Here is a 26211-nt window from a genome sequence, read left to right as displayed (position 1 = left end):
ATTGGGGTGCACATCATTTAGGAAGGCTCTTCTACATTTTTAAATAAGCTTACTAATAATGCTTTTTGCGCATGCAATCGATTACCCGCTTGCTCAAATACGATAGACTGCGGTCCATCTATAATTTCTCCTGTTACTTCCTCTTCACGATGGGCAGGTAAACAGTGTAAGAAACGATACGTTTGCTTCGCATGCATAACAAGTTCGGTATTAATTTGGTACGGTTGAAATAAAGTATATTTCTCTTCTTCTCCCTCTTGCCCCATGCTCATCCAAACGTCAGTATAAATGAAATCTGCTTTACTCACTGCTAATTCAGCGTTATGCAAAATTTCAATTTCAGCTCCTGTTTCTTCAGCAATCGTTAACGCTTTTTTTACAATTTCCTCATTCGGTTCATACCCTACAGGCGTTGCAACAGTCATATTCATTCCAACTTTCGCACTCGCTAACAACAATGAATGACATACGTTATTCCCATCACCTACGTAAGCCAATTTTATTCCTTTAAATGTATTTGTTTCTTCATATATTGTCATTAAATCTGCCAACGCCTGACAAGGATGGTGATCGTCCGTTAATCCATTAATAACAGGAATGCTCGATTCTTTTGCAAGCTCTTCTACATCGGCATGTGAGAATGTACGTATCATGATCCCGTCAATATAATGAGATAATACTTTCGCAGTATCTGAAACGCTCTCCCCTCTTCCAATTTGCATCTCTTTCCCACTTAAAAACATGCCATGTCCCCCAAGCTGTACCATTCCTGCTTCAAAAGATACGCGAGTACGAGTTGAATGTTTATCAAAGATAAGGCCTAATATTTTTCCTTGTAATAAAGGCTCTTGCTTATTCTTTTTTAAATATATAGCGAACTCAATTAAAGAAATGATTTCTTCTTGTGTCAGTTCTTCTAATGTTAACAGATCTTTCGTATTTAATTTCGGTACTTGTACAGTTGACATGAAATTTCCCCCTTATATGATTGATACGTTTTTTGTAAAAACTACTTTTTTTATCATATATACTGCCTGTTCTAACTCTTCATTCGTTACAATAAGTGGTGGTAATAGTCTTATCACATTAGATCCTGCTTGTAATACGAGAAGTCCCTCTTTCTCTAGTTGTTCTATAAAACTTGCAACTTCATGCTTACACTCAATCCCAATCATAAGCCCCTTACCACGTATATTTTGAATACAGTCGACATGTCGTAATTCCTCTCGCAACTTCTCTAATACGTATTCGCCCTTTTCCTTTACTTCTTTTAAAAACGATGGTCTCTTACTTCCTTGCAATACTTCTTTCGCTGCAGCCATCGCAACATAATTCCCGCCAAACGTTGAACCGTGTGATCCTGCAGTGAACGACGTTCCGAGTTCCTTACGGCCGATCATCGCTCCAACAGGAATACCATTTCCTAGTGCCTTTGCAACGGTAACGATATCAGGTTTTATTCCCATTTGTTCGTAAGCAAATAGTGTTCCTGTTCTTCCTATCCCCGTTTGTACTTCGTCTATAATAAATAAGGAGCCGAACTTATTACATAATGTTTCAATCCCTTCCAAAAAAGATAGATTAGCAGGTATGACTCCTCCCTCTCCTTGAACAACTTCTACCATTACCGCCGCCACTTCTTCATTCATTACTTCCTCTAACACCTTCACGTCGTTAAAAGGGATATGTAAAAATGACGGAAGGAGTGGACCAAATCCTTCCTTCACTTTATTTTGCCCCGTCGCACTCATCGTTGCGAATGTTCTACCGTGAAAAGACTGCTGGCATGTTACGACAAGAGATTTTCCAGTATGCTTACGAGCCAGCTTCAACGCAGCCTCATTCGCCTCTGCCCCGCTATTACAGAAAAAAACAGAATCTAATGCTATATTTTCTGTTAATAATGACGCGACTTCTTCTTGTAAGCTGTTTGTAAACAGGTTAGATATATGCCATATATCATGAAGTTGCTCTTGTACAGCTTTCATAACAGTAGGGTGACAATGTCCTAAATTACATACGCCAATTCCTGATGTAAAATCTAAATATTGCTTACCATTTTTATCAATAACTTTCGTTCCACTTCCCTTTACAAACTCAATATTTCTTCTCCCATATGTTTGAAAAAGATGACTTGTCATACGATACTTACTCCTTTCGTTACCGTCGTTCCGATACACTCTCCCGTAACTTCAGTAAAATCTTTTGTACCGTTCACAATACTTATCTTTTGCACTCCCATTTTTAATGACACTAGTGCCGCCTGTACTTTCGGAATCATCCCGCCTGTAATAACTCCTTTTTCTATTAAAGTAACAATTTCAAATTCATCCGTTTTCTTTACTAATTTTCCTTCATGTAATATCCCATCTACATCCGTAATAAAAATGAGTTCTTTTGCGGATAACGCCGCCGCAATTCCAGCTGCAGCGGTATCCGCATTTATGTTATAAATCTCATTATCATTTATCCCGATTGGAGCAATAACAGGAATATAATTCAAATTTATCAATCCTTTTAGTAAGGCTGTTTCGACATAACTTACTTCTCCCACATATCCTATTTCTTCGCTGACAGGTTGAACTTGAAGTAAATTGCCGTCACACCCTGAACAACCTACCGCAAGTAAATTATGCCTTTGCAACTTCATTACAAATTTTTTATTCGTACTTCCGCATAGCACCATTTGAACAATATCCATAACTTCTTTTGGTGTTACTCGTAACCCATCTCTTTTTTCTACTTTGATGTTACAATCTTTTAATTGCGCATCAATTTCTGGGCCGCCACCATGGACAATCACTACTTTATACTTCTGTTGCAATTTCTTTATACAATCAAAAAACACATCATTTAATTGATCCAACATACTACCGCCGCATTTCACTACAATATAATCGCTCATCTTCCCTCTCCTTATGTACGATAACAAGCGTTTATTTTCACATATTCATAGCTTAAGTCACAGCCCCAAGCTGATCCGGTTTCTTCTCCTAAATGTAAATACACATCAATCATAATTTCATGTTCTTTTAATTTCTTTTTCATTTCCTCTTCAGAAAACATTTGAGGTTCACTATTTTTTAACACAGCGATAGATTGAAGAGTAATATCAATTGTATTTGGATTAATCGCTACTTCACTTTGTCCCATACTGCTAATAATTCGCCCCCAATTTGGGTCTTCACCATGTATTGCTGTTTTCACAAGACTCGAACCGACTATTTGCTTTGCAATTTTCTTTGCCTCTTCATTCGTTCGAGCTCCTAGCACATTTACTTCTATTAATTTCGTAGCACCTTCACCATCTTGTGCAATTTTTTTTGCTAAATCTTCACATACCTTCTGTAAAGCAAATACGAAAGTTTCCCAATCTGCATGTTCCATATTGATTGGTTTCGTTTCTGATAATCCACTTGCCATAACGATGACCATATCATTCGTAGAAGTATCTCCGTCCACCGTAATTTGATTAAATGTATGATTCGTTATTTGTGATAATGCTATTTGCAATACATCATGCTCTATATGAGCGTCTGTCGTAATAAAACTCAGCATCGTTGCCATATTCGGATGAATCATCCCTGAACCTTTAGCAACACCAGCAAGCACCACTTTCTTCCCATCAATCATCATCTCATAGCACGTTTCTTTCGTTATAAGATCCGTCGTTAAAATCGCTTCAGAAAAAGAATGAGCTTCACTTACTTCCTTCGTCGGGATAAGATTTGCAACTCCCTTTCGGATTATATCCATCGGTAAAGGAACACCAATTACACCTGTTGAAGCTACTGCAACGTAATTTTCTTTCACTCCAAAATGTTCCGCCCCTAATGCACGCATCTCGTATGCATCTTGTAATCCTTTCATTCCTGTACAAGCATTTGCATTTCCACTATTGACGATAATCGCTTGTAATTTCCCCTCAGCTGCTATACTGTCTTTCGTTACTTGCAGCGGGGCTGCTTGTATTTGATTCGTTGTATAGACAGCGGCACATGATGCTGGCACTTCACAAATGATCACACCTAAATCTCTTTGTTCTTTTTTTAAACCATTTGCAGTACCGATTGCCGAAAAGCCTTTTGGCGTTACAATTGAACCATTTTCTAATTTTGTAATAGACTCTACTTTAATCATCATGTCCCCCTTATAGATAAAGCGGCATATGTTGTAAACCTGTTGTTTCTTCTAGTCCCGCAACTATGTTTGCATTTTGAATCGCTTGCCCAGCCGCACCTTTCATCATATTGTCTATAACAGAAACGACTGTCACTCTTCCTGTTCTTTCATCGTAAGCTATCCCCATATCACAATAATTTGAGCCCCTCACTTCTTTCGGACTTGGAAACTCTCCTTGCGTGCGAATTCGAATAAAAGCCGATTGTTCATACGTTTCTTCATATAATTTTTGAAGTTGTTCTATTTCCATTTCTCGTTTTACTTTTGCATAAAGTGTAACCATAATCCCCCGTGATATCGGTATTAAATGTGTACTAAACGTGATTGGCTTCGTTTCCCTATTCCACTCTGCAAGCATTTGCTCAATCTCAGGAATGTGTTGATGCTCATTTACTTTATAAATGTGCAAGTTATCGTATAACTCAGGAAAGTGAGTCATTGTTGTTGGCGTTTTGCCAGCTCCAGATACTCCTGATTTCGCATCAATAATAATGGAATCTTCTTCAATCATGCCGCTACGTACTAACGGCAATATCGCTAATAATGCGGCTGTAGCAAAACATCCTGGGTTTGCAATTAAATTTGTATTTTGAATCTCGGACCTTTTCCATTCACTTAACCCATATACAGCTTCACTAAGAACTTCTTCTTTTGCAGCTGCCCTTTTATACCACTGTTCATATATGAAAGGATCTTTCATACGAAAGTCTCCAGATAGGTCAATTACTTTTAAACCTACTGCTAATAATTTTGGAGTTAACTCTCCTGATACTCCTGCTGGAGTTGCTAAAAATACAATTTCTGCTTTCTTCTTTATTTCCTCCGCATTAATTTCTTTTAACGTATGAACAAGAACATTTTGAAAATGCGGATATACATTTGTTATACACTCGCCAACTTGCGAAAAAGAATGAAGAGATGCTATCGAAAAATATGGATGTTGCTCTAATAACCGAATTAACTCAATACCTCCATACCCAGTTGCTCCAATAATCGCGACTTTCATATGCTCCTCCTCATATCGATTTTTTAAATTAAGTATGATTATAATATTGTATATTTATAGAGTCAACTAAATATTTATAAATTTTACAAACTTAAAAAACTTAATTTTACTAGAAAAACAATATACACAATTGAATTTTTATACAAAAAACAATGTATAGTAGTTTTTTCATTTCACTTCAAGTACAATAAAGTGAAACTATAATCAGTGGGGTTTTGTTCATCCCCACTGATTATTAGCCCACACCAATCGGGCGTTTACGGGCAGTCGATCTCCCACCTAACTTCTTTGCTCTAGCCGAATTTTAAGGTGGAAGTTTTACTGCCCGGCAAATAGTGGGATAAAACAATACATATGTACATACAGGCAGGGAAAAACATGAATGAAAAATTAATTGAGAAAATGATCATAAAAAGTTTTCAACAATATCAATGTAATCCTATGTCAAATGAGGATCAGGAAATGCTAATTAAACATATTCAAACGATAATTCATTCAAATACTGAAATTGATGTATACGAGGCAGTTGAGGATATCGTTTACGATTATGTGACTGGAAAATAAAAAAATAGGAGATTTCCATATGGAAATCTCCTATTTTTTACTTAATGATTTACCTGCAATACGCTCAAATAAACCTGGGAATAGTACATAAAGTTTCGGACCAATGCCCATCCACTTCGGTAAGTTTACTTCACGCTTTTTCGTTTGCATCGATTTTACGATTTGCTCTGCTACATATGTTGGTTTTAACATGTACCGTCCCATATTTTTCACATATGTACCGGATTGATCCGCTATTTCAAAAAAGTTTGTATCTATCGGACCTGGATTAATCGCTGTTACGAAAATATTTGTACTAGACAACTCCATGCGTAAACTATTCGTAAATCCTAATACTGCATGTTTCGTCGCTGCATACGCACTCGATTTTGGAGTTGCAATTTTCCCAGCAAGTGAAGCAATATTAATAATATGTCCTTCGTTCCTTTTCACCATATAGGGTAGTACCGCTTTCGTACAAGCTACTAATCCAAATACATTTACTTGGAACATATCTTTCACTTCATCCATTGACGCATCTTCAAATGTTTTAAAAATACCAAATCCCGCATTGTTTACTAATATATCAATACGTCCCACTTCTTGTAATACCTTTGAAAAAACAGATTGTACTTCCATCTCTTCACTTACATCTAATACATAATAATAGCAAGGCGTATTATAAGTTTCTTTAATTTTCTCTGCTAACGCTTTTAATTTCTCTTCTGTTCTAGCCATTAATACTGGAGTCGCCCCCTGCTCTGCAACTTGCATTGCAACTTGCTCTCCAATTCCACTAGAAGCACCTGTAATGACGATTACTTTATCTTGTAAACGTCCCGTCATTGCTGTCACCTACTTTGCATAATAAATCAATTGTTGCGAAGATTCATCAATCATCACTTGTTGATTATATGCTAAAAAATCTAATTGTCCAACAGTTTCTGAAATAGTAAGCGGCAATTGCTCCTTATATAATACCGGAAATAGTTTTACACATACTTCAAATGCTGTCATTGGTTTTTCCTTTAATAACTCAAGCACTTTAAACGCACGTGTTTCTTGCTTTTGTAATCTCGTATCAATAAGTTGTTTCACATTTAGAACATCTTCTCCATGTCCTGATAAAATGCGCGAAATATTCATTTCACTTAAACGCTTTAACGTTTGATTATATTGTAATAAAGGGCGCGCCCTTTCTGTTTGTCCTTCATATGGTGGTTCTAATATGGGATTCGAAGAAATATGGCTAATGAGAGCATCCCCGCCAATTAATATTCCATCAGATTCTCTATATAATGAAATATGAGTGGAAGCATGACCTGGTGTTTCGATTACTGTAAACCCAGGTAAAGAATCAATACGATCTCCCTCTCTCACAGTATGCGTTAACGATCTATTACAAGAATATTTAAGTGTCTTCGTCGTCAATAACGCCTCGTCTTTCAAAAATGCCGCTGGAACACCAAATTGCAAAGCTGTCTCTCTAAAAAACTCATGATACCGCTTTAAAAATTCTGGATTTTGCGTGATCCAAGGCTCATTCCAAGGATGTCCAATAATGTTCGTTTTCTCAGAAAATATATTTAAAAGCCCACAATGATCCGCATGATGATGCGTAATGACTACTGTTTTAATATCTTCTATCGCATATCCTAATGTACCTAATTGCCTTTCTAATGCACTTCTTGCCTCTTCTGTATTCGTCCCTGTATCAATTAATGTTAATGTCTCCCCCTCAACTAAAAACACATTCACAGTTTCAACTGCAAATGGTACAGGAATCTCCATTCGGTGAATCGCCGTCATGCTTAGCCCCCCTGTCTCTTTCCGGTTCAAAAATGAATACTTCTTCAGTTTACAACTTCTATATATATTTGTCATTATTTTCAGATAAAAAGAGGTGTTTCCTATAAAAAAACGAATGTATGTACATTTATAAGAATTTCTAACCAAATTTAAAGGAGGAACATCATGTCTATTCAAAACATTTCCTTTCTCGGTGCAGGCTCTATTGCTGAAGCTATTATTGGTGGCTTGTTACATGCAAATGTTGTGAAAGGCGAACAAATTACCGTAAGTAATCGTTCTAACGAGACAAGATTGCAGGAGCTACATAAAAAATATGGCGTCAAAGGTACGCATAATAAAAAAGAGCTACTTACTGATACAACTATTCTTTTTCTAGCAATGAAACCAAAGGATGTTGCAGAAGCACTTACTCCTTTTAAAGAAGATATACATAATAACCTGCTTATTATTTCCTTATTAGCAGGTGTTTCTACTCACTCGATTAGAAACCTACTTCAAAAAGATGTTCCGATTATTCGTGCGATGCCAAATACATCTGCAGCTATTTTAAAATCAGCTACCGCTATCTCGCCTTCAAAACATGCAACAGCGGAACATATTCAGACTGCCATAGCTTTATTTGAAACAATCGGTCTCGTCTCTGTTGTAGAGGAAGAAGATATGCATGCTGTCACTGCATTATCTGGAAGTGGGCCTGCTTATATTTATTACGTAGTGGAAGCGATGGAAGAAGCCGCAAAAACAATTGGTTTAAAAGAAGATGTTGCAAAGTCACTTATTCTTCAGACGATGATTGGTGCTGCTGAAATGCTAAAAGCAAGTGAAAAACACCCTTCTGTTTTGCGAAAGGAAATTACTTCTCCTGGCGGAACGACCGAAGCAGGCATTGAAGTATTACAAGAACATAAATTTCAACAAGCACTTATTTCTTGTATTACACAGGCTACACAACGATCACATAATCTTGGGAAAACATTAGAACAACTAACAAAAGAAAAATAAAAAATGGAGCTCAATTTTACTTGAGCCCCATTTTTTTATTAACATATATTGTTTAGTTATTAGTCTTCCCAAAAATCTCTTCTTGCAGACGGCGACCAGTTGGTGTTGCTGCAAGTCCACCTTCAGCTGTTTCACGAAGTGCTACTGGCATCGTTTGTCCGATTCTAAACATCGCCTCAATCACTTCATCACATGGAATTGTACTCGTTACGCCAGCTAATGCTAAATCAGCTGAAATCATCGCATTCGCAGCTCCTGCTGCATTACGTTTTACACAAGGTACTTCTACAAGCCCTGCAACAGGATCACATACTAAACCAAGCATATTCTTTAATGAAATCGCCATCGCTGTAGCTGCTTGATCTTGTGTTCCACCAGCCATCTCAACTGCTGCTGCTGCTGCCATTCCACTTGCTGAACCTACTTCAGCTTGGCAACCTCCTGCCGCGCCGGAAATACAAGCATTATTCGCAACAACCATACCGAAAGCTCCTGCTGTAAATAAAAATTCGATCATCTCTTCGCGTGTCGGCTGTAATTTTTCTTGCAGTGCAAACAGTACACCTGGCACTGTTCCAGCAGACCCTGCTGTTGGTGTTGCACAAATAATTCCCATCGCTGCGTTTACTTCATTTGTTGCAACAGCTTTACTCACCGCGTCCAAAATCGTATCTCCAGATAAGCCTTTTCCGCTATTCATATACGCCTGAACTTTTACAGCATCTCCGCCAGTTAAACCAGTTGGTGATTTCACTCCGCGAATACCACGTTCTACTGCTTGCTCCATCACGACTAAGTTCTTTTCCATACCAGCAATTACTTCTTCACGTGAAATACTTCTTGTTTTCATTTCACATTGAATCATAATTTCTGCGATTTTTACATTTTGTTCTTTAGCTTGCGCCACTAGTTCCGCTGCGTTCCGAAACATGGTGTGTCCCCCCTGCAATTATTCCATAATAGTTACTTGACAAATATTTTGTTGCGCGTTTATTTCTTCAATCACTTCATCTGCTAATAATTCATCTGTTTCGATAACCATAAGCGCTCTTCTTCCTTTTTCTTTACGAGAAACACTCATTGTACTAATGTTAATTTCATGTTTCGCAAGGATTGAAGCTACTGCTGCAATAGCACCGAAGCGATCGTTATTTACAATAAGTAGTGCTGGACTCGTGCCTGTTAATTGAAGATCGAATCCGTTTAATTCTACAACTTCAATTTTACCGCCACCAATTGAGCAAGCAACAACTTCAATTTCTTCTTCACCTTTATACAAACGAATTCTCGCTGTATTTGGGTGAGGTGCATTTGCATCTTCTTCAATGAATTCTACTTCGATGTTGCGCTCTTTTGCTATGTCTAGCGCCTCTGGAATACGTAAGTCATCTGTTTCAAACCCTAATATTCCACCGATCAATGCTACATCCGTACCATGCCCTCGATACGTCTTTGCAAATGATCCATATAATGAAATGCTTACTCTTTCTGGTTCATGACGAAACAGCTGGCGAGCAACTTGCCCCATTCTTGCTGCGCCTGCTGTATGTGAACTTGATGGACCAATCATAACTGGACCAATAATATCAAATACTGAGCGATACTTCATCATAACTCCCCCTAAACCTCTATGCAAAAATTTTTTACTATTCTATTAAGCTACCGAATCGGTTGCTTTTCCAGTTGTACGACGAATTTGTTACGCTATACGAATTGGATAGTTTTTGAATAACAGTGAAACAATATATCCTGAAATAATACCAGTTATGATAATAAATAAGAAACTTAGCATTACCTTCATTTAAAAATAATATAAGCTAATCCAGAATAAAGTCTGGTGGCAATCCAAAGTTTAACACAGAACCCCTTACAAGCATAGCATAAAGTGAACCTATAATCAGTGGGGGTTTTGTTCATTCCCCACTGATTATTAGTTGAACCAATCGGACGTTTACGGGCAGCCCGACTCCCACCTAACTTCTTTGCCCCAGCCGAATTTTGAGGTGGGAGTTTTACTGCCCGTTAATGTCGGATAAACAAGTGAAACTCCCATTGCTTTCATACCTTTTAGTGCTTTAAAGCTAAAAAGTGAAAAAAGACTTAGTACAAATAATAGTAATATCCTTCTTATTTATAATTCTCATGTTTCCCTCTCACGATTTAGTCAACTCCACTTGTTACGACAAATGGCTAAAACGCATGTAGCCTACAATAAATTATAATCTGCCCTCATTATAGCTTGTTTTTAATAAAACGCTTACTTTTAATAAATTTTAAAAGTTCTGAATAACGATACATTTTTGCTATTTGTACCACTCGTATGTCGTCTGACTTATATAACAGTTTTTCTAAACAATCGGTACTATGTATTTTTATCCTATCTCTTCACATCATTAAAACTTTCTGTTTCATCCAATATAAACATAAAATGATAACAGTTTTATTTTAAATTTTTTTTAGAAATAAAAAAATGGCAACCATTCGTCACCATTTTTTCACACCATTATTATCTATCTACTGGAAATGATTTCAAATCCGTAGCTATTTCAGTATTAGAAAATAGCTCTCTTGCCTCTTTCCATAATTCCTTATATGTATCTCCTTGATAACGAGAACTAATATGAGTCAATATTAATCTTTTTGCATTTGCCTGAAGTGCAATACTCGCAGCTTGCTTAGATGTAGAATGAAAATAATCATACGCTTGTTGTTCATCTTCTGCAGCAAAAGTGGCTTCATGAACAAGTACGTCAGCGTCTTGTGCCAGCTCTCTACTCGCTTCACAATATCTTGTATCACCTAAAATGGTAATAATTCTTCCTTTTTGAGGTGGACCAATAAAGTCTTTTCCATTTAGTATCGTACCATTTTCTAATTCAACTACTTCTCCATCTTTTAAACGTTTAAAGAGCGGGCCAGGTTTCACACCCATCTCCAGCAATTTATCGACTAAAAGAGCACCTTGTATATCTTTCTCTACAATACGATACCCAAAACATTCAATACCATGTGACAATCTTTTCGTTTCCACGTGAAATTCATTATCTTCAAATACAGTACCTTCTTCTGTTATCTCCACAATTTCAAGTGGATATTTTACATGTGTCGTACTTACTGATAATGCCACTTCAATAAATTGTTTAATTCCTTTTGGTCCATACACTGTTAAAGGTGTAGTCCCTCCTTGAAATGAACGGCTTCCTAATAAACCAGGCAAGCCAAAAATATGATCACCATGTAAATGCGTAATAAATATTTTTTCAATGCGGCGTGGGCGTACTGATGTATGTAATATTTGATGTTGCGTCGCCTCGCCACAATCAAATAACCAAGTCTGTCCTCGTTCTTCTAACAATTGCAAAGCAATTGCCGAAACGTTCCTTCCTTTCGAAGGAACACCTGCACCAGTTCCTAAAAATACAAATTCCACTTTCTTTCCTCCAGCTCTTTATATAATCTACCTTTCATCTTACGGAATGTTATTTCAAATGGCAAATCGAATTTACATAACCAATCATCTAGACAACTATATATCACGAACGTTATACTCAAAAAACTTAGTAATCGTTCGTGTTTTATGTTAAAATGATTATACTACATTTTAAGGGAGCGTTTTATTATGAAAGAAGCATTTCGTTTACAAACTGATTTTTCATCTTCATTTGATCGCTGGGTAAGTTCTTTCGTGTCTGATCACCCAGCACAATTAGAATGGACGACTTTGAAAGAATTAATCCATGAATATACAACAACACATACAAATGATTCATTACCAACATATATTTCTTCAGCTTTAACATATTACGCACAACGCGTTTCAACAACAAACAGTTCAGAAATTGTTATTTTTGAAAATGTTACAATCTCTTAATCTATCATAAAAAAGCACTGGTTACAGTGCTTTTTTATTTATACTTATTTAGCAAATCGTCATATTCCGCCCCAAGATCTTTATACATACTTCTATCAAACTCATCTAAATTTATCCTTTCACTTAATTTATTTAATAATTCCTTTGCTTGTAGTGCAAAAGAAACAATTTATTTTCTATAAAAACTTTACAGTAAAAAATTTCATAGTTAATTGTAAAAATAAAAGGTGTCATGATATTTACTACGTCATGACACCTTCTACATAAACTTATTTTCTAATTTTTGCTGAAAAGACTTTTCTTGCTTACGTAATAATTGACTACCTCGTTGTAAAATTGGCATTCCATACTTATCATTAATTTGATCGATGACAGCAAGTAGCGGCTCTTCTTTCGCATCTTCTTCAAATGAAAACAAATCTAATTGTTTCACCGATTCTGTCTTCCACTCTATTTCAGTAGCTGTAACACCTAGTAAACGAACGGAATCACCGTCCCAATGTTGCTTCCATAAACGAGATGCTGCCTGAAAAATATCTCGTTCTTCCCAAATCGCATTTTTCAATTGCTTACTCCGCGTTACTGTCCGCCTATCATGATATTTAATCATAATTTGAATATTATAGCTGACAAGAGTTCGCTTTTGTAATCTTTTACTCACTGATTTTGATAGCCGTTCTAACATATCAAGTAATTCTTTCTCTTCATCCATATCCTTTGAAAAAGTCATCGAATTACCGACACTTTTATGTTGTCCCATTTGACTCGGGTCAACTTCCCTATTATCCATACCTTTTGCCCGCTGTTGTAAATCAACGCCATGCTTTCCAATTTTAGCGCGAATGATATGTTCGTTTCCTTTTGCTAACTGCTCAATTGTTTGTATATGAATATCATTTAATTTTTCAGCTGTTTTTTCTCCAATTCCATGCATCGCTTCAACTGGAAGTGGCCAAATCATTTCTGGAATATCTCGTTTTCGAAGCACGGTAATACCGAGAGGCTTTTTCATATCAGAAGCTGTTTTTGCTAGGAAAAGGTTAGGAGCAATTCCGATGCTACACGGAAGCTGTAACTCTGTTAATAACGCCTGCTGAATCATCTTTGCTATTTCAAGAGGTGAACCGAGTGCGTAGCAATCTGTAATATCTAAATACCCCTCGTCTATAGAGACTGGTTGTATTTTTTCCGTAAAACGGGAAAGAATTTGAAACATTTGAAATGAAGCTTCACGATATAATGTAAAATTAGGACGCATTACAACTAATTGCGGGCATAACCTTTTTGCTTCCCAAAGAGGCATCGTTGTACGTATTCCATAGTCTCTTGCCTCATAACTACATGTTATAATAATTCCTTTTCTTTCTTTTTCATTTCCAGCAACTGCTAACGGCTTCCCTTGTAATGATGGGTCATGAGCAATTTCAACAGATGCGAAAAAACAATTCATATCTACATGCAAAATAACACGACCATTTTTCGGATACATTTCTCGCATAGTACTCACTCCCTAATCAGAACGTTCGTTCTTTCATTATATCAAATTTTGCATAATAGTTATAATAATTACTTGTTCTTTTCCCTTTATATATTCGATATAATTTACATAAAATAGATATAATTGTAAAAAGGGGTGATTGTGATGAAGTCAACTAATAAACTCAACTATACGTTCCTTGTGATTATATTAATCATAGCCATTAATTATTTACTACTTCCTATTTTCAACTTTAATACATTTGGATTCTTCCCTCGTCTAGTACATATAGCAACAACTTATATATTGCCATGGATTTTCTTGTATTGGCTGATCCGGCTTGTAAAAGTAATCGAATCAAAATAAAAAGCGTGTAAATCAATTGTGATTTACACGCTTTTTCTATTACATTACTTCGCTACTTCTTCAATAATTGCTATAACTAATTCTGCTGTTTTTGCTAATTCTTCAACAGGAATCTTTTCGTTTGTTGTATGAATTTCTTCATAACCAACCGCTAAGTTAACTGTTGGAATACCGTGTCCTGCAATTACATTTGCATCACTTCCGCCACCACTTTGGTGAAGAGAAGGTGTACGACCAATTTTTTCAGCTGCACGTTTTGCAACTTCTACAACGTGATCGCCCTCAGCGAATTTAAATCCTGGGTACATAACGTTTACTTCAACGTCTGCATGACCACCCATTTCTTTTGCAGTTGTTTCAAATGCTTCTTTCATTTTTGCAACTTGTGCTTCCATTTTTTCATTGATTAAAGAACGCGCTTCTGCAAAGATTTGTACATGATCGCAAACGATATTTGTTTGTGTACCACCTTCAAAACGTCCAATATTTGCAGTTGTTTCAGAATCAATACGACCAAGTGGCATCTTCGCAATTGCTCTCGCTGCGATAGTAATTGCAGATACACCTTTTTCTGGTGCTACACCAGCATGAGCTGTTTTCCCACGAATAATCGCATTCACTTTCGCTTGTGTTGGAGCTGCAACAACGATTTCACCAACTTTTCCATCGCTATCTAATGCATAACCGTATTTCGCTGTAATGCGCTCACGATCTAATGCTTTTGCACCAACAAGACCAGATTCTTCTCCAACTGTAATAATAAATTCAATTGTACCATGAGGGATATTTTTCTCTTTTAAAACACGGATTGCTTCGAACATGGATGCTAATCCTGCTTTATCATCCGCACCTAAAATCGTAGTACCATCTGATACGATATATCCATCTTTAATAGAAGGCTTAATTCCATTACCAGGAACTACTGTATCCATATGAGAAGTAAAGTAAATTGTATCAACGCCATCTTTTGTTGCTGGTAATGTACAAATTAAATTACCTGCACCATGCCCAGTAACAGCCATTGTGTCATCTTCAAATACTTCTACACCTAAATCTGTAAACTTCTTTGTTAATACTTTGCAAATTTCTGCTTCAAATTTCGTTTCAGAATCTACTTGTACTAATTCCATAAATTCATTTACTAAACGTTCTTGATTAATCATAAGACTGCGCCTCCTGCACTACCATTATGTATGTAACACTATTAATTATAACAGAATTTCGCAAAAGTTTCGAAATACAAGACAAAAAACAGACGGTTTATATGTCTAGATAACCATCTGCTTTCTATTACTCATTTAACAATACCCAGCGCATATGATCTTCCCATACTCCATTTACCATTAACATTTTCCTAGACACGCCCTCATATTGAAATCCTATCTTCGTCACGACTTGTATAGATGCTAAATTTCGTGGCATAATCGGTGCTTCTATACGATGTAACTGAAATTCCTCAAAAGCAACTTGAATCGCTTTTCTAAGCGCTTCTGTCGTATAACCTTTGTTTAACTCTGCCTTATCTAATTTATAGCCGAGTACACAAGATTGATAAATTCCGCGAACAATTAAATTAAATGAAATACATCCAATTATTTTCGTATCATCACCCTTTTTAAAAATCCAAAGCCTGATGATTTTACCTTCTGCAAACTCTTTTCTATCCTTTTGTAACTTTTTCTTCTGATAATCTAACGTAAAAAAATCATCCGGTCTATACTCTTCCCAAGCTTTTAAAAATTCACGATTCCTGTCGTAATATTGAAGAACTTTTTCAGCATACGACTCATCAATTTCCCTTAAATGTAAACGATTTGTTTCATATATTTTCATCATCGTATCTCCATTCTTCAGCTTGCATAACAAAAAACTTATACTCTATCATTAATTATATATTCTCTACATACATACAAATTTCCTGTTATACTTTACATGCACTTCTCGAATTTTGTCACTTCTCTCCCCTTGTCCACAATATCATTTCTCGTTACAATGATATTGTACTGATTTGCAAGGAGGTTTAACGATGCATAAAAAAGCTCAAAAAGTTATGATTTATGTAATGCTAATTTCTATGCTTGTAACAACATTACTTGCTGGCGCAAGTATGTTTTGGTAAAAAGGACGATGTATTCGTCCTTTTTTTACTTTTTACACATAACATAATAAAATAAACCATCTCGATATCGAGATGGTTTATTTTATATAAAGCACAATCGCTACAATACTAAAGGAAAATGACATTACAAGTGCTGTTATAAAACTTGTATATTGTTTCTGCTGAAATGCTCCAATAACAAATGTAAGATTGAGTAATGCCATACATACAATTGCTACAAGATAAGAACATATATTAAAAGTTGCCAATATGAATGTAATAACAAATAGAAATCCCATAAAAAATTGCATATACGAAATTTTTGGATTCAAGTACATATGAGCAACCCCTTTATCTAATTTTTTATCCCGATTGGTGAGGGCTGATAATCCGCGGGTAAAGAACATCCCACTGATTAAAGTTTCACTTTATCTTTCTATACTCTCATTAACTCATGGTTATGTACACATGTCAAGACAACTTATTACAGTAGAAAAAGCCAACCTTTTCGTTGGCTTTTTCATATGCAATGGCTCCTTTTTGTTTTGCCAATTGCTGAAATGATTTTTTCGACTTCACAATCCATACTTTCGTTCCAATTGGAATGCGGTCAAATAAATATTCCACATCGTTTTTCTTCATTCTTATACATCCTTGTGAAATATACTTTCCAATTGAACTAGGTTGGTTTGTTCCATGTATTCCATATTTACTTCCATCAGTTCCTCTTGCATTAAATCCAATCCACCTTGACCCAAGTGGATTTTTCGGTGACCCACCTGGAATATCCTTCGCAATATAATACGGATCCTTTGCTTTCATTACAACATCAAAAGTTCCCTCTGGAGTTAATTCATTTGTTTTCCCTGTCGCTACTGGAAAAACCTTTTGAATCTTTCCATCGTCAATATAAGCTAGTTTATTCGTCGCTTTATTTACAATAATAAAAGGATCTCCAGCACGTGGATTGTCACCAAGAGGCCAAATAGGCGATAAAGAAAGACATAATATGAAAGAGAGAAGATACGGCATAATAATTCCTACCTTCTATATAAGTTCTTTTATATTATCCTTTCCCTTAAAACGGCTTTTAATGAGTAAATATTGTTCCATTTCATACACAAGTTGAACAAGCTTCGCACGTATCTCAAATTCTTCACGTGTAACGGGCAATGGCATGTCTCTAAATAATTCTCTCATTTCTTGAAGCTGTCTTAAGGAAATAACCCCAGTACTCTCAGGGCTAATAGCATTTCCAATGTTTTCAACCACATCCGCAATCATATCAGCTTGTTCATATGTCCATGATAAAGAAGCTGCTAATGGTATCATCCGTTCTAAAATTTCGAATTGTTGCATGCGCATATTAAAATAACGATAATAATAGCCATCTTCTCGCATAAATGCATTCTCAAGTTTCTTAAACGATAAATCCCTTGCTTCATTTAGCATATTTTCAGTTTCAATAAGTTCTGCCCCGCTCCAGCTACTTTCTCTGTTTCGTAAATACACGACCATTTCAAACAAAATTGTTTTAAAATTACTTTCTATTGTATCCTGATACTCTTTTAACTTATTTTCACTACTTGGCATATACATATTCACTAATAAAGCCACGCTAATTCCTATCGTTAATATCGCAATTTCATTCCCAACAATAAGCCATGTAATTTGTTTCAATGAATATAGATGCATCACAATAACTGAACTTGTGACAATACCTTCTTGAATTTTAAGCATAACTGCAGTCGGAATAAATGTAAGTAATAATATACTAATTGCAAGTGGTGTATATCCAATTGTTTCAAAAATACAAAAAGCGAATACCATTGATAATACACAAGCTAAAAAACGATGTAACGACACTTGAAGTGATTTACGTTTCGTATTTTGTACACATAATATAACTAAAATGCCCGCTGAACTATAAAATTCTAATCCTAATAACTGCGCAATAAAAACTGCTGCGCCTGTCCCTATTGCTGTTTTTACTGTACGGTATCCAATTTTGAACATAGCACTGCTCCTATATGTATAAACGTATTTACAGTTAGTATAAAAAAAGGATGACACAATGTCATCCTTTTCTTCTTATTATTCACGCAACCTTTACATATTACAATATTTTTTGTAAAAATTGTTGCGCACGTTCACTTTTCGGTGCTACAAAAAATTCTGCTGGCGCACTATCTTCTACAAGCTTTCCACCATCTAAAAAGAGAACACGATCTGCTACTTCTTTTGCAAATCCCATTTCATGTGTAACAATCACCATTGTCATTCCTGTCGTAACTAATGATTTCATAACTTCTAACACTTCTTTTACCATCTCTGGATCTAGTGCTGATGTTGGTTCATCAAATAACATAACTTCTGGTTCCATCGCTAACGCTCTCGCAATTGCTACACGTTGCTTTTGTCCTCCAGAAAGACGATTGGGATACGTATCTTTTTTATTTAATAAACCGACCTTTTCTAAAAGTTTCTCGGCTTTCTTGTCAGCTTCTTGTTTCGTTACTCCTTTTACATTGATAGGAGCATACGTAATATTTTCTAATACAGTCATATGAGGAAATAGGTGAAAATGCTGAAATACCATTCCGACATTTTCACGAACGTGCATAATATTCGTTTTCGGATTCGTTACTTCTTCCGTTCCAATCCAAATGTGACCATTTGTCGGTGCTTCTAGCACATTCATACAACGTAAAAATGTTGATTTCCCTGATCCAGACGGTCCAATAATTGCTACTACTTCCCCTTTTTCAATCGTTGTTGTAATCCCTTTTAATACTTCGTTTTTTCCAAATGATTTATGAAGGTTTTCAATTTTAATCACTTTTCTTCATTCTCCCTTCAATTGCCTTCCCGACTAATGTAAGAATAATGACTAGCATATAATAAATTAGTCCAACAAAAAGTAATGGTTCAAGATATTTAAACGTCTCACCGCCTACAATGTAAGCACGGCGCATTAAATCGGTCGCTCCTATTACTGTTACTACAGCCGATTCTTTCGTAAGTGTCGCAAACTCGTTCACAAGCGCTGGTAATATATTTTTTAATGCTTGAGGGAAAATGATATTTCGCATCATTTTCCCGTAAGGAATCCCTAAAGCCATCGCTGCTTCTGTTTGTCCTTTATCAACCGCTTGAATGCCGGCACGAATTACCTCTGACATATATGCACCTGAATTTAAGCTAAATGCTAATACAGCTGCTACGAATGCTGGTATTTCATAACCAATTATTTGCGGGACACCGAAATAAATAATCATTAATTGCAATACAAGTGGTGTACCACGGAAAATTGATGTATAAAAATCTGCCGCTATATTTAATGCTCGTATTCTAGCAATTTTGCAAAGTGCTAATAACGTTCCTAAAATAAACCCAACTAACGCTGATACTGCTACAATTTTCAAAGTAACTTCTAGGCCTTTTAGTATATATGGTATCGAAGGCGTAATCGCCGAAAAATCTAAGTTCATTCTTTTCATTCCCCTCACAGAAAAGTGAAAGGCAGCTTACTTCTCGCTGCCAAACCATTTCTTCACTAATTTATCCATTTCTCCATTTTCTTGCATTTTTTTAATTACTTTATTAAATTCTGCTGTTTTATCACTGTTTTTCGGAAGGGCAATTGCTGCTCCTACTTCTTCTGGTGCTTCTTTAATTTCAATTCCTTGTAATTCTTTCATTTTTTCTAAATAATTTTTAGCAACTGTGTCTTCTATAATTGCAGCGTCAAAACGACCAGCTTTAATTTCTTGTACGATTTCTGGTATACGGTCACGTCCCTCAACTTTGAAATCTACTTGTTTTTTAAATTCTGCTGCTTTCTCTTCTTGGATAGATCCTGTTTGTACCCCTACTTTTTTCCCTTTTAAATCCTCTACAGATTGAATATTAGAATCCTTTTTAGAAACGACCATGTTTTTCGCAACAAAATATATATCTGTGAAATCAACATTATTTTTACGCTCTGACGTTGGCGTCATACCTGCCATTACGAAATCAACTTTTCCTGAGCTAAGGGATGCTAATAAACCACCAAAATCCATATCTTTCACTTTCACTTCATAACCAAGTTCTTTTCCGATATATTTAGCAACATCAACATCAAAGCCGATAATTTCATCACTTTTTGAGGCTTCTACGTATTCATATGGTTTATAATCTGCTGAAGTCCCCATAACCAGTACTTTCTTATTTTTTCCAGTAGCCTTTTCTTCCCCATTACTACAAGCACTGAACATACTTACAATTAAAATAAGTGCAAACGATATTGATAATAACTTCTTCATCTTTCTTCCCCCTAATAATGTATATTTAAAAGTTTAATAGAATATTTATTCGATGTTTGTATTGTATCAGCACTTTTATTTTTATGCAATATATAAAATAAAAATAAATAAAATAACAATATTAATGCCATTTATAATGTATAAAATAATGTATAAAATAATGTATAAAATAATGTATAAAACAACAAAACCATGCATGTCCCATAAATTTTAATACTAAATAAAAAAAGGCGGTACATCCACTTCATTGTGGACGTACCGCCTTTTCGCTTATATTTATAGTTCTTCACAATTCTCTTCGAAATAAGATTGTAGTTTTGCAATAACTTGCATTGGTTCATGACCTTCAATTTCATGACGTTCTACCATCGTTACAATTTTTCCATCTTTTAATAAAGCGAATGATGGAGAAGAAGGTGGATATCCTTCGAAATATTCACGAGCTGTTGCTGTTGCTTCTTTATCTTGACCTGCAAACACCGTTACAAGATGGTTAGGACGTTTATCATAATGCACGGAATGCGCAGCAGCAGGACGAGCAATACCACCTGCACAACCACATACAGAGTTTACCATTACAAGTGTTGTTCCATTTCTTTTAAACGCTTCTTCTACTGCTTCCGGCGTCGTCAATTCTGTATATCCAGCAGAGACAATCTCTTCACGTGCTTGGCGGACAACATCATTCATAAAAAAGTTAAAATTAATCAATCTTTTCCCTCCTCTAAAACTATCTATTTGTATCTTACCAGTTAATGTTTATGAAATACAAGTAAGTTTACTTGTATTTGGGTATAGAAAAGGTGTTAGAGCTCTTGCTCTAACACCTTTTTTTAATGGCCACGATGCTTTTGCTTTGCTTTTTGTGCTTTAATTAAACGTCTTCTTTGTTTTTCAGCTTCTCGCTTCTCTTTAGACTGCACTTTCTTTTCTTGTTTATACAATTCATAAGATAAACTAATCGCTTCTTGTGCCTTAGTAAAACGTTTTACATTTACTTCTTTTGCCGCTTGTCGTATGATACGTTTTATATTTTTTGGACGCTGTTTTTCTTCCACTTCCACACCACATTTTGCAACATGCTGGAAATACGCTAACATTGGACCATTCACAAATATAAGTACTTCTTCATCTGAAGGTTCCATTCCAAAAATATACCTTGCTCCATACAATTTTCCTTTTTCTTTATGCGTAATAATTCCTACGAAAAATTGACCATCGTGATATACTGTCAACTCCATTGACAGCCCCTCCTTAAAAAAATTAGAAATACGGGACATCCCGGAGGGGAAGGTTACTGACATAAAATTATGCGTCTGGACTACCAACCAGAGCTGTGTTTTTGTATTTCTTTCACTATTATTATATCTTTTTTTCCATAATCTTCATATATTCATCAATCATTTTTTTATGCGATCCTACAATATAATCAGGTAGTTCTGTTAGTGGGAAGAATGTAAGCTGAACCGCTTCTTCTTTGTTCATAACAAACTCCCCTTCATATTCTTCTGTATAATAAGCTGTCGTTACAGATTGAAATTCATCACCATTTGCTAGTTTTGTAAAATAGTTCGCTCCAGAAAATACATTAATTAATCGCAAGTTCTTCACTTCTATTCCTGTCTCTTCATATACTTCACGGCAAGCTGTTTCTTTTGGTGATTCGCCAAGCTCCATTAATCCGCCAGGCAATCCCCATTTTCCGTAAGGCTCTGTTCTTTGCTGTAATAATACATATCCATGTTCATTTATAACGAGTACAACAGCACCAACTAAAATTAAAGGGCGATGACCAACTACTTTTCGTAACTCCTCTACATATCCCATCGTATCCCTCCTTTTTCGTTGTCCACACTATTGTATCATATGTATGAAACGACAAAATGCGTATATTTTTCATTTTTTTAACAAAATATTTATTTTATGAGCTTCATCTACTGTAGCTAACATAATGGATTCGACTTCTGTACTCTTCTCTAGAAATTCTCTCGCCCACTCTTCTGTTTTTCCTAATAAAGCAAGAACATCTTGCTGAATGCTCCCATCCTTTACTAATATAAAAGAAACTTGAGATTTTTTTCCTGCCACTTTCAGATCAAGCCGTGAAACTGCTTCATATTCTGGATACCGAAATATAGAAACAACACCATTCGCTTCCCATAATGCTAATTTAATCGTTTGAATATCACTCACATTTCGCATGCGAAGTTCCGAAAATAAATATTCCACCGTAATTCTCGCTTTTTTCAAATTGCTAAAATCAATGGAACCATTGTGTATAAGAATAATAGGTGCTGGCTCTAAAAAGCGTCTCCATCTATCCCATTTCAACATTAAGACTGAACTTATAATGTGAAGTACAACGAGTATGAACGTTGTAATCATCGAGCCGAGTAATCCCACTTTTTCATCAGATAATGCGTTAGAAATATTCCCACCAAGCAATAACACTAATACAACATCTAAAAAACGAAGTTGCGCGATGGACCTTTGCCCCATCGCTTTCGCAACTAATATTAAAAATATGTATGCTATGATAGCCCGAATAACCCATTCACTATTAGAAAGATGCCGTGCCCCTTCAAAAATATGCATATGCATCACTTTGCACTCCCTACCCGTCTCAAACTGCTACTTTGTTTTAGTTTGCAACGTTTAAGAGCATATATGTAAAAAAGCTGATTCGTTTTTAAACGAATCAGCTTTTCTTACTTGACGGAAAACATATACTTTTTATACGTTTTTCGTACGGATAATATGAGACCCATCATAATCATATTCGAGAACAAGGAACTTCCTCCATATGATAAGAACGGTAATGCAATCCCTTTTACAGGCATTAATCCAACGATCATACCGATGTTTTGGAATATTTGAACTGTTAATATCCCAATTGATCCAGCACATAATAATGTACCGAATAAATTATCAGCAGAATAACCGATAATAATTGTTCGATATAGTAGTAATAGGAATAAGAATACAACTAACGCTGCTACGATAAATCCACCTTCTTCGGCAATTGTAGCAAAAATAAAGTCAGTATGCTTCTCAGGGATATAGACGTTTCCTTCGCCAAACCCTTTCCCTTCCATACCGCCACTACCTACAGCTAAAATCGATTGCTGTGTTTGATAACCTTGATCTGTATGTTCAAATGGATCTAACCAACCTAAAATACGTGATTGTTGGTGAGGTTTTAGTAACGTAACTAACTTATTAAAGAAGAAATCCTCATACCTTACGTAAATAAATATTAACGCAGATAATATGGTGACTGGAATAACTGTACATAACGCTATCAATTTCTTCTGAATACCTGACATAAATAAAATACATGCAATTGCAGCAGCATATAAGAACACCATCCCTGTATCCGGTTGGCTATATACAACAGCCATAGGCGGAAGGGATACTAACACAATTTTACCTACTAATTGTAAATCCGTTTGGAATGTCCTTGCCATATACTGTGCATTATGTTTCACTGCTATACTTGCTACTACGAGAAGCAATGAAATTTTGAAAAACTCAGATGGTTGAATTTGTCCAACTAACGGAAATACAAACCATCTTTTTGCACCTAATTTTTCAGGTGTGAAAGTGGAAACCGGTAGTATTTTCAAAAGAATAAGTGAACCAAATCCGACGATATAAAGTGGCCAAGACAATTTTTGTAATTGATCTAAGTCGATGCTTGCAACAAGCAATAACAATACAACTCCAATTATGTAGTTCAAACCCTGTTTCATCGCAAAGTTTGCCTCTCCATACTGGCCAGTTTGCTGACTGCTATATATAGCAGCTATACTCGTAACACATAATGCTAACAAAATTAATATTAATTTTACATCTAAACTTTTTAGAAACTCGGTACTTCTTTTCATGACATCCTCCTGAAACATTGTTACAGCAAAATAAAAAACCAGGAGTCAACATTCTTCATGTTTTGACGACTGATTACACATTATCTATAAAACACTTATATAGAATAACTCTCTTTTTCATACAATACAATATATTATACTACAGTTTCGTCAGTAAGATTTGCCAAAAAAATTATTCTTTTCTTATTTTATATCCATATACCATATATCAGCAATGTATTTTCATAAATTCCTAATACATAATCGTTCATTGTAAGATTACTGGGAAAGATATTATACATATAGTAGGTTGTAGATGAAGAAATAAGATGATAAAAAGCTCGCATAAGCGAGCTTTTTATTAATATACAGATGTATTATTTTCTGACGTATTTTCTAAAATTTCTTTTACACGTCCTAAGAACTTACCACAAATTAAGCCATCTAGTACACGGTGATCAAGTGATAAACATAAGTTAACCATGTCACGAGCACCGAACATACCGTTATCCATAATTACTGGGCGTTTTACAATTGATTCAACTTGTAAAATAGCTGCTTGAGGGTAATTAATAATACCCATAGATTGAACAGAACCAAATGATCCTGTGTTATTAATTGTAAATGTTCCACCTTGCATTTCGTCCGCTTTTAACGATTTCGTACGTACTTTTCCTGCAAGCTCTGTAATTTCACGAGCGATACCTTTAATCGTCTTCTCATCCGCGTGTTTAATTACTGGTACAAATAGTTCGTCCTCTGTTGCAACAGCGATAGAAAGGTTAATATCTTTCTTCTGAACGATCTTATCGCCAGCCCACATTGAATTGATTTGAGGATACTCTTTTAACGCTTGCGCTACTGCTTTTACGAAGAAAGCAAAGAACGTTAAATTAAAACCTTCGCGCTTTTTGAAATCACCTTTAATTGAATTACGGTATGACACAAGGTTTGTCACATCTACTTCAATCATCATCCAAGCATGTGGCGCTTCGTGTTTACTACGTAACATGTTCGCTGCAATTGCTTTACGCACACCTGTTACTGGAATTTCGATATCGCCAGGCATTGTTGGTACAGAAACTGGTTTAGCAGCTTCTACTTTTTGTGCTACTGGCGCTGCTTTTGGTGCTTCTGGACGCGCTTCTACTACTGCTGCTACCGCTTCCTCTTTCTTCGCACCTGCTTGCGGAATATTTCCAGATTCCACTAGCTTTAAAATATCTTTACGAGTGATACGGCCATTTGCTCCCGTACCTTCTACTAAATCTAAATCAACATTATGCTCACCTGCAAGTTTTAAAACAGCTGGTGAAAAACGTGGTTTTCCATCAGTTGGTTGTTTTGCTTTCGGTGCTTTTTCAGGCGTAGCTACTTCTGCCTTTGGTTCTTCTTTTGTTTTTTCCTCAACAGCTGTCGCTGCTACTTCATCTGCGCCTTCTACTTGAATAACACAAACTACTTCACCTACAGCTAACGTCTCACCTTCACCAGCAATTAATTCTTTCACAATACCAGTGAAAGAAGATGGTACTTCAGCATTTACTTTATCAGTCATTACTTCTGCAAGCGGATCATACTTGTTTACGTGATCGCCAACATTAACGAGCCATTTACTAATTGTACCCTCTGTAACGCTCTCCCCGAGCTGAGGCATTGTGATATTTTCTACAGCCATGTA

Annotated in this window: 30 protein-coding genes; 5 read left to right on the top strand and 25 right to left on the bottom strand. The window is 35.9% G+C overall.

What is annotated here, in order from left to right; all coding sequences use genetic code 11:
• Positions 1-17: 17 nt before the first annotated feature.
• Genes argF through argC form a run of 5 tightly spaced genes read right to left on the bottom strand, consistent with a single transcriptional unit; the run spans position 18 to position 5188 of the window.
• Complete coding sequence (argF, locus tag ACUN0F_RS12350) at positions 18-968, bottom strand: ornithine carbamoyltransferase (protein ID WP_000108882.1); 951 nt, start codon at positions 966-968, stop codon at positions 18-20.
• A gap of 12 nt (positions 969-980) precedes the next feature.
• A complete protein-coding gene (locus tag ACUN0F_RS12345) occupies positions 981-2141 on the bottom strand; it encodes an acetylornithine transaminase (RefSeq protein WP_445539534.1) in 1161 nt (386 codons plus the stop codon).
• Positions 2138-2905 (bottom strand): acetylglutamate kinase, encoded by a 768-nt coding sequence (gene argB, locus ACUN0F_RS12340; protein WP_001286779.1) that lies wholly within the window; start codon positions 2903-2905, stop codon positions 2138-2140. Before argB ends, ACUN0F_RS12345 begins: the two co-directional genes overlap by 4 nt.
• 11 nt (positions 2906-2916) lie before the next feature.
• Positions 2917-4140, bottom strand: a complete 1224-nt coding sequence (gene argJ, locus ACUN0F_RS12335) for a bifunctional glutamate N-acetyltransferase/amino-acid acetyltransferase ArgJ (protein WP_141498572.1) — start codon at positions 4138-4140, stop codon at positions 2917-2919.
• 10 nt (positions 4141-4150) lie between these two features.
• Positions 4151-5188, bottom strand: a complete 1038-nt coding sequence (gene argC, locus ACUN0F_RS12330; RefSeq protein ID WP_445539533.1) for an N-acetyl-gamma-glutamyl-phosphate reductase — start codon at positions 5186-5188, stop codon at positions 4151-4153.
• A 378-nt stretch (positions 5189-5566) separates the two neighbouring features.
• Here argC and ACUN0F_RS12325 point away from each other — a divergent pair, with 378 nt between their 5' ends.
• The gene (locus ACUN0F_RS12325; RefSeq protein ID WP_001003210.1) at positions 5567-5752 is read left to right on the top strand and encodes a YqzH family protein; all 186 of its coding nucleotides are present in this window, start codon (positions 5567-5569) and stop codon (positions 5750-5752) included.
• Positions 5753-5782: 30 nt separating this feature from the next.
• On the opposite strand, the gene ACUN0F_RS12320 is transcribed toward ACUN0F_RS12325, so the two are convergent.
• Positions 5783-6577, bottom strand: coding sequence for an SDR family oxidoreductase (locus ACUN0F_RS12320; protein WP_000147782.1), 795 nt, complete (start codon positions 6575-6577; stop codon positions 5783-5785).
• Positions 6578-6586: 9 nt separating this feature from the next.
• On the bottom strand, positions 6587-7540 hold the full coding sequence (locus ACUN0F_RS12315; RefSeq protein ID WP_046956382.1) for an MBL fold metallo-hydrolase: 954 nt from the start codon (positions 7538-7540) through the stop codon (positions 6587-6589).
• Positions 7541-7705: 165 nt separating this feature from the next.
• Between ACUN0F_RS12315 and proI the strand changes: the two genes are divergently transcribed.
• The gene (gene proI, locus ACUN0F_RS12310; protein WP_000027261.1) at positions 7706-8545 is read left to right on the top strand and encodes a pyrroline-5-carboxylate reductase ProI; all 840 of its coding nucleotides are present in this window, start codon (positions 7706-7708) and stop codon (positions 8543-8545) included.
• 52 nt (positions 8546-8597) lie between these two features.
• Here the strand turns inward: proI and sdaAA are convergent, their stop codons facing one another.
• The 3 genes from sdaAA to rnz all read right to left on the bottom strand — a co-directional run bounded on the left by sdaAA (position 8598) and on the right by rnz (position 11975).
• Positions 8598-9476, bottom strand: coding sequence for an L-serine ammonia-lyase, iron-sulfur-dependent, subunit alpha (sdaAA, locus tag ACUN0F_RS12305; protein WP_000489470.1), 879 nt, complete (start codon positions 9474-9476; stop codon positions 8598-8600).
• An 18-nt stretch (positions 9477-9494) separates the two neighbouring features.
• Positions 9495-10154: an L-serine ammonia-lyase, iron-sulfur-dependent subunit beta gene (gene sdaAB / locus ACUN0F_RS12300; protein ID WP_000877443.1), complete on the bottom strand. Its 660-nt coding sequence runs from the start codon at positions 10152-10154 to the stop codon at positions 9495-9497.
• 897 nt (positions 10155-11051) lie between these two features.
• A complete protein-coding gene (gene rnz / locus ACUN0F_RS12295; protein WP_000397451.1) occupies positions 11052-11975 on the bottom strand; it encodes a ribonuclease Z in 924 nt (307 codons plus the stop codon).
• A 189-nt stretch (positions 11976-12164) separates the two neighbouring features.
• Between rnz and ACUN0F_RS12290 the strand changes: the two genes are divergently transcribed.
• Positions 12165-12416: a DUF3932 family protein gene (locus ACUN0F_RS12290; protein ID WP_000656497.1), complete on the top strand. Its 252-nt coding sequence runs from the start codon at positions 12165-12167 to the stop codon at positions 12414-12416.
• A 259-nt stretch (positions 12417-12675) separates the two neighbouring features.
• Here the strand turns inward: ACUN0F_RS12290 and ACUN0F_RS12285 are convergent, their stop codons facing one another.
• A complete protein-coding gene (locus ACUN0F_RS12285; RefSeq protein ID WP_060488322.1) occupies positions 12676-13914 on the bottom strand; it encodes a DNA polymerase IV in 1239 nt (412 codons plus the stop codon).
• 144 nt (positions 13915-14058) lie between these two features.
• Here ACUN0F_RS12285 and ACUN0F_RS12280 point away from each other — a divergent pair, with 144 nt between their 5' ends.
• Complete coding sequence (locus ACUN0F_RS12280) at positions 14059-14259, top strand: hypothetical protein (protein WP_071743122.1); 201 nt, start codon at positions 14059-14061, stop codon at positions 14257-14259.
• A gap of 44 nt (positions 14260-14303) precedes the next feature.
• On the opposite strand, the gene ACUN0F_RS12275 is transcribed toward ACUN0F_RS12280, so the two are convergent.
• Entirely contained in the window at positions 14304-15422 is a 1119-nt protein-coding gene (locus tag ACUN0F_RS12275) for a tripeptidase T (protein WP_327973402.1), read from the bottom strand.
• A gap of 127 nt (positions 15423-15549) precedes the next feature.
• Entirely contained in the window at positions 15550-16095 is a 546-nt protein-coding gene (locus ACUN0F_RS12270) for a GNAT family N-acetyltransferase (protein WP_002008488.1), read from the bottom strand.
• Between the two features lie 190 nt (positions 16096-16285).
• On the opposite strand from ACUN0F_RS12270, the gene prli42 reads away from it, so the two are divergent.
• Positions 16286-16378: a stressosome-associated protein Prli42 gene (prli42, locus tag ACUN0F_RS12265; RefSeq protein WP_000549038.1), complete on the top strand. Its 93-nt coding sequence runs from the start codon at positions 16286-16288 to the stop codon at positions 16376-16378.
• A gap of 77 nt (positions 16379-16455) precedes the next feature.
• Here the strand turns inward: prli42 and ACUN0F_RS12260 are convergent, their stop codons facing one another.
• The 12 genes from ACUN0F_RS12260 to ACUN0F_RS12205 all read right to left on the bottom strand — a co-directional run bounded on the left by ACUN0F_RS12260 (position 16456) and on the right by ACUN0F_RS12205 (position 26208).
• A complete protein-coding gene (locus tag ACUN0F_RS12260; RefSeq protein WP_000281162.1) occupies positions 16456-16695 on the bottom strand; it encodes a DUF3894 domain-containing protein in 240 nt (79 codons plus the stop codon).
• 133 nt (positions 16696-16828) lie between these two features.
• Positions 16829-17389: a L,D-transpeptidase gene (locus tag ACUN0F_RS12255; RefSeq protein ID WP_001146549.1), complete on the bottom strand. Its 561-nt coding sequence runs from the start codon at positions 17387-17389 to the stop codon at positions 16829-16831.
• Between the two features lie 15 nt (positions 17390-17404).
• On the bottom strand, positions 17405-18373 hold the full coding sequence (locus ACUN0F_RS12250; RefSeq protein ID WP_000472675.1) for an aromatic acid exporter family protein: 969 nt from the start codon (positions 18371-18373) through the stop codon (positions 17405-17407).
• Positions 18374-18473: 100 nt separating this feature from the next.
• The gene (locus ACUN0F_RS12245; RefSeq protein ID WP_000590215.1) at positions 18474-19196 is read right to left on the bottom strand and encodes an amino acid ABC transporter ATP-binding protein; all 723 of its coding nucleotides are present in this window, start codon (positions 19194-19196) and stop codon (positions 18474-18476) included.
• Positions 19189-19848, bottom strand: coding sequence for an amino acid ABC transporter permease (locus ACUN0F_RS12240; protein WP_001046922.1), 660 nt, complete (start codon positions 19846-19848; stop codon positions 19189-19191). Before ACUN0F_RS12240 ends, ACUN0F_RS12245 begins: the two co-directional genes overlap by 8 nt.
• A 36-nt stretch (positions 19849-19884) precedes the next feature.
• Entirely contained in the window at positions 19885-20664 is a 780-nt protein-coding gene (locus ACUN0F_RS12235) for a transporter substrate-binding domain-containing protein (RefSeq protein ID WP_445539532.1), read from the bottom strand.
• Between the two features lie 276 nt (positions 20665-20940).
• Entirely contained in the window at positions 20941-21354 is a 414-nt protein-coding gene (locus tag ACUN0F_RS12230) for a BrxA/BrxB family bacilliredoxin (RefSeq protein ID WP_002008492.1), read from the bottom strand.
• 143 nt (positions 21355-21497) lie between these two features.
• Positions 21498-21905 (bottom strand): YjdF family protein, encoded by a 408-nt coding sequence (locus tag ACUN0F_RS12225; protein WP_000424204.1) that lies wholly within the window; start codon positions 21903-21905, stop codon positions 21498-21500.
• A 121-nt stretch (positions 21906-22026) separates the two neighbouring features.
• Entirely contained in the window at positions 22027-22491 is a 465-nt protein-coding gene (locus ACUN0F_RS12220; protein WP_002008493.1) for an NUDIX hydrolase, read from the bottom strand.
• Positions 22492-22560: 69 nt separating this feature from the next.
• On the bottom strand, positions 22561-23265 hold the full coding sequence (locus ACUN0F_RS12215; protein WP_000550962.1) for a DUF421 domain-containing protein: 705 nt from the start codon (positions 23263-23265) through the stop codon (positions 22561-22563).
• Between the two features lie 107 nt (positions 23266-23372).
• Positions 23373-24551, bottom strand: a complete 1179-nt coding sequence (locus tag ACUN0F_RS12210) for an FtsW/RodA/SpoVE family cell cycle protein (protein WP_000831201.1) — start codon at positions 24549-24551, stop codon at positions 23373-23375.
• 340 nt (positions 24552-24891) lie between these two features.
• A complete protein-coding gene (locus ACUN0F_RS12205) occupies positions 24892-26208 on the bottom strand; it encodes a dihydrolipoamide acetyltransferase family protein (protein ID WP_000257676.1) in 1317 nt (438 codons plus the stop codon).
• Positions 26209-26211: the final 3 nt, after the last annotated feature.

Source organism: Bacillus sp. 1A, from assembly GCF_052682215.1.
This window is presented reverse-complemented; position numbering and strand designations above follow the sequence as displayed.